The sequence below is a fragment of the Streptomyces sp. AMJ-169 genome (genome assembly GCF_055597585.1).
Window position 1 is genome coordinate 211409 of the sequence record NZ_JBVLTJ010000014.1, and the last position, 10418, is coordinate 221826.

Consider the following 10418-nt stretch of genomic DNA (forward strand, 5'->3'; position numbering starts at 1 on the left):
GGCGGAACTCTCCTCGGTGCCGGGCGGAACTCTTCAGTGCCGGGCGGAACTTTTCAGTGCGGCGCCCCCCGCCACCCGGAAACGGGCAACGCGAACTTCGCCACCAGCCGATCAGTGAACGAAGCATGATGCAGCCGGGCCAGCCGTACCGGCACCGCCCCGCGCCGGACCTCCACCCGGGCCCCGGGCGGCAGTTCGACCGTCCGCCGCCCGTCGCACCACAGCACCCCCGGCGGGATGTGCGGCAGCACCTCCACGGCCAGCACCGAGTCCGGCGACGTGACCAGCGGCTTGGCGAACAGCGCGTGCGCGCTGATCGGCACCATCAGCAGCGCCTCCACCTCGGGCCACACCACGGGCCCCCCGGCGGAGAAGGCGTACGCGGTGGACCCGGTGGGCGTGGACAGGCAGATCCCGTCGCACCCGAACCCGGTGACCGGCCGCCCGTCGATCTCCAGCACGACCTCGAGCAGCTTCTCGGCCCCGGCCTTCTGGACCGCCGCCTCGTTCAGCGCCCAGTCGGTGTGGACGATGTCCCCGTTGCTGTGGACGACCACATCGACGGTCATCCGCTCCTCGACCTCGTACGCCTTGGTGACGACCCGGTCGACGACCTTGTCGAGGTCGTCCCGCTCGGCCTCCGCGAGGAACCCCACGCTCCCGAGGTTGACGCCGAGCATCGGCACCCCGGACGCGCGGGCGAACTCGGCGCCGCGCAGCAGCGTCCCGTCCCCGCCGAGGACGATCAGCAGCTCACACCCTTCGAGACACTGCGGCGTCGCCTCGGAGACCAGCTCGACCTGCTCGGGCAACGGCAGGTCACGGGCCTCGTACTCCAGCACCCGGACCTTGATCCCGGACCGCACCAGACCCTTGACGACCAGCTCGGCGCTGCGGATGGCCGCGGGCCGTCCGGTGTGCGCGAGCAGGAAAACAGTACGAGCTGAGTTCTGTGTCAACGCGGCCCCTCCGCCACTGCACGGTCAACGTCGGCCGGGTCCAGAGCGGGCGCTCCGGCGCGCAGCCACAGAAAGTATTCGACATTCCCCGACGGTCCGGGCAACGGGCTGGCTGTGACCCCGTTCACCCCGAGCCCCAGCTCGGCGGCGCGCGCGGCGACCCCGCACACCGCCTCGGCGCGCAGCGCGGGGCTGCGCACGACGCCCCCGCTGCCGAGCCGCTCCTTCCCCACCTCGAACTGCGGCTTGACCATCATCACCAGATCCGCGTCCGGCTTCGTGCACCGCTTCAGGGCGGGCAGCACCAGCCCGAGCGGGATGAAGGACAAGTCCCCCACGACAAGATCCACAGGCTCCCCATCGATCGCTTCAAGCGTCAACTCGCGTACGTTCGTACGGTCCTTGACGGTGACGCGTTCATCGCTCCGGAGAGACCAGGCGAGTTGTCCGTATCCGACGTCGACGGCGACGACGCGCGCCGCCCCCGCGCGCAGCAGCACATCGGTGAACCCCCCGGTCGACGCCCCGGCGTCGAGCGCGCGCCGCCCGGCGACGACGAGCCCCCGCGGCCCGAACACCTCCAGCGCGCCCGCGAGTTTGTGCCCGCCGCGGGAGACGTACTCGGGGTCGCTGTCGTCGGTCTGCACGACGATCGCGGCGGCCGTCTCCACCTGCGTGGCCGCCTTCGTGGCGACGGCCTTGCCGACGCTCACCCGCCCCGCCTCGATGAGCTGGCTCGCGTGCTCCCGCGACCGCGCGAGCTTGCGCCGTACCAACTCGGCGTCCAGACGGCGCCGTGCGACTCCTGCCACTGTGGGTTGCTCCTCCTACCTGGTCCTACCTGATCTACGACGACGGGGGCCCAGGAGTTCCCGGGCGGGCGTCGAGCGCGGTGAGCGCGTCGCGCAGCCCCCGGTGCACATCCTCGTACACGGCGAGGTGTCCCTCGGCCGCGAGGTGCGCGGTCTCGGCGAGCCGGGCGAGGTGGGCGTCGACCTCGGGGTTCCCGGTGGGTCCTTCGGCTGCGTCGTTCATGCCCCCGACGCTACCGCGAACCCCTGACAACGGCCGCGAACCCCCGGTGTACCGTCGCTCCCGATGGCCACGATCGAAGAGTGCCGCACGGCACTGGAACAGCTCTCGCGGAACATGGGCGGCGCCGAGGGCGACGTCCGCGCGGCGACCGCGATGGAGCGCACGGTGAGCTGCCGCATAACCGACCTCGACGTCACCTTCACCGGCCGGATGACCGGCGGGCGCATCGAGGTCGACGACGTACGCCCCGGCCCGCCGGCCGAGAAGGCGCAGATACGGCTGACGATGACCGGGGACGACCTCGTCGCCCTGGTCGCCGGGGAGCTGAACTTCGCGCAGTCCTGGGCGGCGGGGCGGGTACGGCTGGAGGCGGGGCTGCGGGACCTGTTCAGCCTCAGGAAGCTGCTGTAGCGCTCCGGGCGGGCGCCTTCTTCAGGAAGCCGCTGTGGCGCTCTCGGCGGGCGCCTTCCTCGCGCGGGACTTGCGGGCGGCCGGCACCACCAGCGGCGTGCCCGTCTCGGGATCGTCGATGATCTGGCAGCGCAGCCCGAACACCTCCTCGACGAGGCCGGCGGTGACGATGTCCTTGGGGGCGCCCTGCGCGATCAGCTCGCCGTCCTTGAGGGCGATGAGGTGGGTGGCGTAGCGGGCGGCGTGGTTGAGGTCGTGCAGGACGGCGACCAGGGTGCGGCCCTGCTCCTCGTGGAGCTGCGCGCACAGGTCGAGGACGTCTATCTGGTGCTGGATGTCGAGGTACGTCGTCGGCTCGTCGAGCAGCAGCAGCGGGGTCTGCTGGGCCAGCGCCATCGCGATCCACACCCGCTGCCGCTGCCCGCCGGACAGCTCGTCGACGTACCGGTCCCCGAGCCCGTCCACCCCGGTCTGCCGCATCGACTCCTGGACGACTCTCTCGTCCTCCGTCGACCACTGGCGCAGGATGCCCTGGTGGGGGTAGCGCCCGCGGCCGACGAGGTCGGCGACGGTGATGCCGTCCGGCGCGATGGACGACTGCGGGAGCAGCCCGAGGGTGCGGGCGACCTTCTTCGCCGGCATCGACTGGATGACCTGCCCGTCCAGCAGCACCCTTCCGGCCTGCGGCTTCAGCATCCGCGACAGCGCCCGCAGCAGCGTGGACTTGCCGCACGCGTTGGGTCCGACGATCACCGTGAAGGAGTGGTCGGGGATCTCCACCGACAGCTGCTCGGCGATGACCCGCTGGTCGTAGGCGAGGGTGACGTTCTCGGCGGACAGGCGGTTCACGGTGCTCCTTGGGGGGTTGGGGTGTGCCGAGTCGGGGGCGGGGGCAGAGGCGGTAGCCGGGGCGAGGGCGTCGGCCGAAGTTGGCGCGCTGTTGCGGTCATACGATCCGCTCATATCCGTCCCGCCTTCCGCTCGGTCACCAGCAGCCACAGCAGGTAGCCCCCGCCGAGCACCCCGGTGACCACGCCGACCGGCAACTGCCCGTCCCCGAACGCCCGTTGGGACGCCCAGTCGGCGGTGACGAGGAGCGCCGCGCCCATGCAGAGGGCCGGTACGAGGTTGGGCCCCGGCGAGCGGGTGAGCCGCCGGGCGAGCTGCGGAGCGGTGAGCGCGACGAACCCGACGGGCCCGGCGGCGGCCGTCGCCGACGCCGTCAGCAGCACCGCCGCCACCAGCGACAGCATCCGCACCCGCTCCACCCGCACCCCGAGCGCGTGCGAGACGTCGTCCCCCATCTCCATCATCCGCAGCCCCCGCGCGTTGGCGAGCACGACCGGCACCAGCACACAGGCGAGCCCGAGCAGCGGCCACACCTGCTTCCAGCCCCGCCCGTCGAGCGTCCCGGTCATCCATACGACGGCCCGCGCGGCGTCGGAGATGTCCGCCTTGGTGATGAGGTAGCCGTTGACGGCGGTCGCGACGGCGGAGACGCCGATGCCGACCAGGACGAGCCGGTAGCCGTGCACGCCCCGCTTCCACGCGAGCAGATAGATCAGCAGCCCGGTGGCGAGACCGCCGGCCAGCGCGCCGACGGTGACCTGGGCGGCGGAGCCGGAGAACAGCACGATCATCACCAGCGCCCCGGACGTCGCCCCCTGGCTGAGCCCGAGCACGTCGGGGCTGCCCAGCGGATTGCGGGACACGGCCTGGAAGAGCGCGCCGCCGAGCCCGAGACAGGCACCGACGAGCAGCCCGACCAGGACCCGCGGCAGCCGCAGCTCGTTGACGATGAACTCCTGGCCCGGATTCCCGTCCCCGGACAGGACTTTGAGCACGTCGGCGGCGGGGATCGGGAAGTCGCCGGTCCCGATGAGGACGACGCTCGCGGCGAGCGCGGCCAGGAGCAGGAGGAGGGTGACGGTCAGGGCGCGGGGGTCGAAGCGCAGAGAGAGGCCTCGGGTGCGCAGGGTGCGGGTGCGGGGGCGGGCCGGGGACTTGAGCTGGGCCGGGCGCTTCGGCTGGGGCTTCTGGTTCGTCGTCACAGCTGCGCCGTCCTCCGCCGTCGTACGAGAAAGATGAAGACCGGGCCGCCGACGATCGCGGTGACGATGCCGACCTGGACCTCGGAGGGGCGGGCCACGACCCGGCCCGCGACGTCGGAGGCGAGCAGCAGGACCGGCGCGAGGACAGCCGCGTACGGCAGGATCCAGCGCAGGTCGGGGCCGGTGAAGGAGCGCACGGCGTGCGGCACCATCAGGCCGACGAACGCGATCGGACCGCAGGCCGCGGTGGCCGCCCCGCACAGCAGGGTCGCCGCCAGCATCGACAGCGCGCGGGTGCGGTTGAGGTGGGCGCCGAGCGCCTTGGCGGTGTCGTCGCCCATGGCCACCGCGTTCAGCGGGCGGGCGAGGGCGAGCGCCAGGAGGGCGCCGACGGCGAGGAACGGCAGGACCTGGAGGATCGTCTCGGTCCGCGCGGAGGAGAGCGAGCCGACGGTCCAGAACCGCATCCGGGCCAGCGCCGCGTCGTCCATGATCATGACGGCTTGGAGGTAGCCGTAGAGCGCGGCGGTGACCGCCGTGCCGGCGAGCGCGAGGCGGACCGGGGTCGCGCCGCGGCTGCCGCCGAGGAACCACACCAGCGCGCCGACCGCCGCCGCGCCCACGAAGGCGAACCACACATACCCGCTCAGGCTCGTGACGCCGAAGAACGAGATGGCGGTGACGACGGCGGCCGAGGCGCCGGCGTTGATCCCGAGCAGCCCCGGGTCGGCCAGCGGATTGCGGGTCAGCGCCTGGAGGACGGCCCCCGAGAGCCCGAGCGCGGCGCCGGCCAGCAGGCCGAGCCAGGTCCGCGCGAGCCGGTCGGCGACGACGACGTCCGCGTAGTCGCCGGTGTCCTGGAACAGGCCGTGCCACACCTGCCCGAGCGACAGCTCTTTCGCCCCGACGGCGATGCTCGCGACGGCGACCGCCGCGAGGAGCACCACCGCCAGGAGCAGCCCGGCGGTACGTATCCCCCGCCGGTTCGGGGGCGCGGGGGGTGCCTCCGCGCGCTGTTCGGGAGCACTGTCGACCAACACGGAGGTTAGGTTAGCCTACCCTGCTATGCGGGTTGAGGGGGCTGACCTGGGGAGTCTTGCCGGCGGGGCCAAAAGGCTTGCTCCGTAAGGGAGTTCAGCTGCGAGGCCGCTCCGGAACCTGCTCAGAGCCCGAGCCGCGCCAGCGCCTTCCCCCCGTCCAGCTCGCACGCCCCCTCCCCGGCCGCCGTCCACGCCGCCGCGCACAGCGCCCGCAGGCCGTCCAGGACGTCGCCGTCGCCGGCCAGCTCCAGCTCGGTGCCGGCGGTGGCGGTCCAGCCCCCGCAGCGGAAGCCGTCCCCGGCGGGCACGACCTCCGGCTGGCCGGTGAGCAGCCCGCGCAGGTCCCGGTCCACGTAGGTCGGCCGGTGCTGCGGCGGCGCGGCCAGGAGCTGGGCGCCGTCGGTGACCCCGGTGAGCACGAGGATCGAGTCCACTCCCCCGTTGAACGCCCCCTCGATGTCCGTGTCCAGCCGGTCCCCCACGACCAACGGCCGCTCCGCCCCCGTCCGCAGGATCGTCTCGCGATGCATCGGCGGCAACGGCTTCCCCGCGACCTGCGGCTCGGCCCCGGTCGCGATGCGTACGACCGCGACGGCCGCCCCGTTGCCCGGCGCGATCCCGCGCCCGCTGGGGATCGTCAGATCGGTGTTCGACGCGAACCAGGGCACCCCGCGCGCGATGGCGTACGAGGCCTCCGCGAACCGGCCCCAGGGCAGGTCCGGGCCGCCGAACCCCTGGACGACGGCCGCCGGGTCGTCGTCCGCCGAGTCGACCGGGACCAGACCCCGCTCGCGCAGCGCGACCCGCAGCCCCTCCCCGCCGATCACCAGCACGCGCGCGCCCACGGGGACCTGCTCGCTGATCAGCCGGGCGACGGCCTGCGCGGACGTGATGACGTCGGCCGCCTCCGTCGGTATCCCCAGCTCGCTCAGGTGATCCGCCACCGTGTCCGGCGTACGCAGCGCGTTGTTCGTCACGTACGCCAGGCGCATACCCCGCGCGCGGGCCGTCTCCAGCGACTCGACGGCGTGCGCGATCGCGTCGCCGCCCGCGTACACCACCCCGTCGAGATCCAGCAGCGCCGTGTCGTACGCCTCGACCAAGGCCCGCTCACTGCTCCCCGGAACCCTCCGCACACCCTGCCCCATGCCGCATCGCTCCTCGTTCGCCGACCGTTGCCCCGATCATCCCTCATGGCACTGACACACGTACGATGCCCTGATGAACACAGCAGGTCACTCGCAGGCAACGGCGCCCCGAGGCCTGGAACTCACCCCGTTCCGAGGCCTGCGCTACGACCCCGACCGGGTCGGCGGACTCGCCGCGGTCACCTCACCGCCGTACGACGTCGTCGTCCGCCCCGACGGCCTGCACGAGCTGCACGCCTCGGACCCCCACAACATCGTCCGGCTGATCCTGCCGCAGGCCACCACCCCGGACGCCCGCAACGCACAGGCCGCCGAGACCCTGCGCACCTGGCTCGCCGAGGGCATCCTGGCCCCCGACCCGGAGCCCGCGCTGTACGTGTACGAGCAGCGGCACGACGACGGCATGCTCCAGCGGGGCCTCATCGGCACCCTGCGGGTGAGCGAGCCGGACGAGGGGATCGTGCTGCCCCACGAGGACGTCATGCCGCACGTCGTCGCCGACCGCGCGGCCCTGATGCGCGCCACCAGCGCCAACCTGGAACCCCTCCTGCTCACCTACCGGGGCGACGGCACGACGGCCGGGCTCATCGAGGAGACGGCGGCCCGCCCGCCCCTGCTGGCGACGACCACGGACGACGGCTACCGCCACCGCCTGTGGTCCCTCACCGACCCCGCCGACCAGGCCCGCGTCCGCAAGGACCTCGCCCGCCACCAGGCCCTCATCGCCGACGGCCACCACCGCTGGGCCACCTACCGGCGGCTGCGCGCGGAACACCCCTCGCCGAGCGCCTGGGACCTCGGCCTGGTCCTCCTCGTGGACACCGCCCGCTACCCGCTGCGCGTCCGCGCGATCCACCGCTACCTCCCCGGGCTCCCCCTGGCCGACGCTCTGGCGTCCCTGGAGGGCCACTTCCGCCTACAGCGCCTGGACGTCCCTCTGGCGTCTGCCCTGGAGACGCTCGCGGACGCGGCCTGCGCCGGCAACGCCTACCTCCTCGCGGGCGACGGCGCCTTCCACCTCGCCGACCGCCCCGACCCCGGCCTGCTGTCCCGCACGGTCCCCGAGGACCGCCCGCAGGCCTGGCGCACCCTGGACGCGACGGTCCTGCACGCGGCCCTGCTGCGGCACCTCTGGCACATCCCCGAGGACGATCCGAGCCGCGTCGCCTACATCCACGACACCGCCGCGACCGTCCTCAAGGCCGAGCGGGACGGGGGGACGGCGGTGCTGATGCATCCCGTGCGCGAGGAGGTCGTGCGGGAGCTGGCGCGGCAAGGGGTGACGATGCCGCGCAAGTCGACGTCGTTCGGGCCGAAACCGGCTTCGGGGTTGGTGCTGCGGGCGCTGGAGATCTAGGGGCGTGTCCCTAGGAGCACGCAGATCCTAGGAGCACGCAAAAAGGGCCCCTCCTTAGGAGGGGCCCTTTCAGTTCATACGATCACTCGTCGTCGGAGGCCTTCGGTTCGGCCTTCTTCTCGACGGGGGCGTCAGCCTTGTCGACGTTCTCCGCGTCAGCCTTGTCGACGATCTGGTCGTCATCCTGGACGTCGGTTTCATCGTCGACCTGGACGTCAGCCTCGTCGTCGTCAGCCTGGACGTCGGCCTTGTCGTCGGCCTTGTTCTCGACGGGGGCGTCGGCCTCAGGGGTGTCGGCTTCGGCCGTGTCGTTCTCGTCGTCCTCGAAGGCGTCCACGAACTCCACGCCGTCCAGTTCGGCCAGCCGGTCGGAGGCGTCGGTGGTGCTGTCCCGGTCCGCCTCGACGGCCTTGGCGAACCACTCGCGCGCCTCGTCACGCCGGTCGGCCGCGAGAAGGGCGTCCGCGTAGGCGTAGCGCAGCCGCGCGGTCCACGGCTGCACCGAGTGGGAGGCCAGCTCGGGGCTCTGGAGGGTGACGATGGCCGCGTCGAGCTGGCCGAGGTCACGCCGGGCGCCGGCGGCGACGAGCCGCATCTCGACCTGGCTCGCCTTGTCCAACTTGTTGACCTCGGGGGCGCCGGCCATGTCCAGCGCCTTCTCCGGCCGCCCGAGCCCGCGCTCGCAGTCGGCCATGACCGGCCACAGCTCCACGTTCCCGGTCATCCGCCGCGCCGCCCGGAACTCCGCGAGCGCCTCGCCGTACTTCTGGTTGGCGTACGCCGCGAACCCGGCCGCCTCCCGCACGGCGGCCACACGCGACGCCAGCCGCAGCGCCACCTTGGAGTAGCCGTACGCCCTCTCGGGCTCCTCGTCGATCAGCCGCGCGACCATCACGAGGTTGCGCGCGACGTCCTCGGCGAGGGTCTTCGGCAGGCTCAGCAGCTCCTGGCGGACGTCCTTGTCGATCTCGTCGCCGGTGACGTCCTCGGGGATCGGGAGGCGCTTGATGGGCTCGCGGTCACGGTCGTCACGGCGGTCGCGGTCGTCACGGCCTCGGTAGCCGCCACGGTCGTTGTCCCGGCGGAAGCCGCCTCGGTCGCCGTCCCTGCGGTCGTCACGGCGGGGGCCGCTGTAGCCGCCGCCGCCGTAGCCGCCACCGGGACGGCCGCCTCGGTCGTCGCGACGGTCGTCACGGCGGGGGGCACCGCCGCCGCTGTAGCCGCCACGGTCGTTGTCGCGGCGGGGGCCGCTGCTGTAGCCGCCCCGGTCGTTGCCGCCTCGGTCGTCCCTGCGGTCGTCGCGGCGGTCGTTGTCGCGGCGGAAGGCGGGGCGGTCGTCGCGGCGGTCGTTGCCGCCGCGGTCGTCGCGGCGGGGGCCGCTGTAGCCGCCGCCGGGGCGGCCGCCTCGGTCGTCACGGCGGGGTGCGCCGCCGCCGTAGCCGCCTCGGTCGTCCCTGCGGTCGTCGCGCCGGTCGTTGTCGCGGCGGTCGTCGCGCTGGAAGGAGGGACGGGGACCACGGTCGCGGTCGTCGCGGCGCGGGCCGCCGTAGCCACCACGGTCGTTGTCACGGCGGGGGCCACCGCTGTAACCGCCCCGGTCGCTGCCGCCACGATCGTCACGGCGGTCGTTGTCACGGCGGAAGGGCGGACGGTCGTCCCTGCGGTCGTCACGGCGGTCATCGCGCCGGTCGTTGTCACGGCGCGGGCCGCCGCTGTAGCCGCCCCGGCCGCTGTCGCGGTTGTCGCGGTCATCGCGGCGGAAGGGGGGGCGGTCGTCGCGGCGGTCGTTGCCGCCGCGGTCGTCGCGGCGGGGGCCGCTGTAGCCGCCGCCGGGGCGGCCGCCTCGGTCGTCACGGCGGGGTGCGCCGCCGCCGTAGCCGCCTCGGTCGTCCCTGCGGTCGTCGCGCCGGTCGTTGTCACGGCGGTCGTCGCGCTGGAAGGAGGGGCGGGGGCCACGGTCACGGTCGTCGCGGCGCGGACCGCCGTAGCCACCACGGTCGTTGTCACGGCGGGGGCCACCGCTGTAACCGCCACGGTCGTTGCCGCCACGATCGTCACGGCGGTCGTTGTCACGGCGCGGACCTCCGCTGCCGTAACCGCCCCGGCCGGCGCCGCGGTCGTCACGGCCGCCCCGGTCGTCACGGCGGAAGGAGGGCCGGTCGTCGCGACGGAAGCCACCACGATCACCGCGGTCACCACTGTCCCGCCGGCGCTGGTCGCGGTCCGGTCGGTCGTCGGGAGAGTTGGTGGACATGGGGTGACTCCTGTCTTAGGTACCGCAAGCATTGTAAAAACAAAAGGACCCCTGGTCCCAGCTGAACGCTGGGACCAGGGGTCCTCCAAAGATTGTTCGGCGGCGTCCTACTCTCCCACAGGGTCCCCCCTGCAGTACCATCGGCGCTGTGAGGCTTAGCTTC

General features: G+C 73.2%; 10 protein-coding genes, 1 rRNA gene and 1 pseudogene. 2 read left to right on the forward strand and 10 right to left on the reverse strand.

Annotated features, from left to right (window positions below; genetic code table 11):
- Nucleotides 1–53 precede the first annotated feature (53 nt).
- Genes ACYUD3_RS30635 through ACYUD3_RS30645 form a run of 3 tightly spaced genes read right to left on the reverse strand, consistent with a single transcriptional unit; the run spans nt 54 to nt 1994 of the window.
- On the reverse strand, nt 54–959 hold the full coding sequence (locus ACYUD3_RS30635; protein WP_470976851.1) for an NAD kinase: 906 nt from the start codon (nt 957–959) through the stop codon (nt 54–56).
- Entirely contained in the window at nt 956–1771 is an 816-nt protein-coding gene (locus ACYUD3_RS30640; RefSeq protein WP_470976854.1) for a TlyA family RNA methyltransferase, read from the reverse strand. The genes ACYUD3_RS30635 and ACYUD3_RS30640 overlap by 4 nt, the downstream gene beginning before the upstream one ends.
- Before the next feature lie 34 nt (nt 1772–1805).
- Nucleotides 1806–1994, reverse strand: coding sequence for a hypothetical protein (locus tag ACYUD3_RS30645; protein ID WP_470976908.1), 189 nt, complete (start codon nt 1992–1994; stop codon nt 1806–1808).
- 63 nt (nt 1995–2057) lie between these two features.
- Here ACYUD3_RS30645 and ACYUD3_RS30650 point away from each other — a divergent pair, with 63 nt between their 5' ends.
- Complete coding sequence (locus ACYUD3_RS30650) at nt 2058–2405, forward strand: SCP2 sterol-binding domain-containing protein (RefSeq protein WP_470976857.1); 348 nt, start codon at nt 2058–2060, stop codon at nt 2403–2405.
- Between the two features lie 21 nt (nt 2406–2426).
- Here ACYUD3_RS30650 and ACYUD3_RS30655 read toward each other — a convergent pair whose 3' ends face one another.
- The 4 genes from ACYUD3_RS30655 to ACYUD3_RS30670 form a co-directional block, all read right to left on the reverse strand.
- Entirely contained in the window at nt 2427–3368 is a 942-nt protein-coding gene (locus tag ACYUD3_RS30655; protein WP_470976859.1) for an ABC transporter ATP-binding protein, read from the reverse strand.
- On the reverse strand, nt 3365–4381 hold the full coding sequence (locus ACYUD3_RS30660) for a FecCD family ABC transporter permease (protein ID WP_470976903.1): 1017 nt from the start codon (nt 4379–4381) through the stop codon (nt 3365–3367). The genes ACYUD3_RS30655 and ACYUD3_RS30660 overlap by 4 nt, the downstream gene beginning before the upstream one ends.
- A gap of 71 nt (nt 4382–4452) precedes the next feature.
- A complete protein-coding gene (locus ACYUD3_RS30665; RefSeq protein WP_470976862.1) occupies nt 4453–5496 on the reverse strand; it encodes a FecCD family ABC transporter permease in 1044 nt (347 codons plus the stop codon).
- Between the two features lie 122 nt (nt 5497–5618).
- The gene (locus ACYUD3_RS30670; RefSeq protein ID WP_470976865.1) at nt 5619–6644 is read right to left on the reverse strand and encodes an HAD-IIA family hydrolase; all 1026 of its coding nucleotides are present in this window, start codon (nt 6642–6644) and stop codon (nt 5619–5621) included.
- A gap of 73 nt (nt 6645–6717) precedes the next feature.
- Between ACYUD3_RS30670 and ACYUD3_RS30675 the strand changes: the two genes are divergently transcribed.
- A complete protein-coding gene (locus ACYUD3_RS30675; protein WP_470976868.1) occupies nt 6718–8001 on the forward strand; it encodes a DUF1015 family protein in 1284 nt (427 codons plus the stop codon).
- A gap of 82 nt (nt 8002–8083) precedes the next feature.
- Here the strand turns inward: ACYUD3_RS30675 and ACYUD3_RS30680 are convergent, their stop codons facing one another.
- From ACYUD3_RS30680 to rrf, 3 genes and pseudogenes are all read right to left on the reverse strand, one after another.
- A complete protein-coding gene (locus tag ACYUD3_RS30680; protein ID WP_470976905.1) occupies nt 8084–9010 on the reverse strand; it encodes an RNA polymerase sigma factor in 927 nt (308 codons plus the stop codon).
- Between the two features lie 477 nt (nt 9011–9487).
- Nucleotides 9488–10234: pseudogene (locus tag ACYUD3_RS30685) on the reverse strand (hypothetical protein); the annotation flags it as partial.
- A gap of 115 nt (nt 10235–10349) precedes the next feature.
- A 5S ribosomal RNA gene (gene rrf, locus ACYUD3_RS30690) occupies nt 10350–10418 on the reverse strand; the annotation flags it as partial.

Excerpts from the sequence above, each read along its gene's own strand:
- ACYUD3_RS30650 (WP_470976857.1), top strand. The coding sequence starts at position 2,058 with ATGGCCACGATCGAAGAGTGCCGCACGGCACTGGAACAGCTCTCGCGG.
- ACYUD3_RS30655 (WP_470976859.1), bottom strand. The coding sequence starts at position 3,368 with ATGAGCGGATCGTATGACCGCAACAGCGCGCCAACTTCGGCCGACGCC.
- ACYUD3_RS30670 (WP_470976865.1), bottom strand. The coding sequence starts at position 6,644 with ATGGGGCAGGGTGTGCGGAGGGTTCCGGGGAGCAGTGAGCGGGCCTTG.
- ACYUD3_RS30645 (WP_470976908.1), bottom strand. The coding sequence starts at position 1,994 with ATGAACGACGCAGCCGAAGGACCCACCGGGAACCCCGAGGTCGACGCC.
- ACYUD3_RS30675 (WP_470976868.1), top strand. The coding sequence starts at position 6,718 with ATGAACACAGCAGGTCACTCGCAGGCAACGGCGCCCCGAGGCCTGGAA.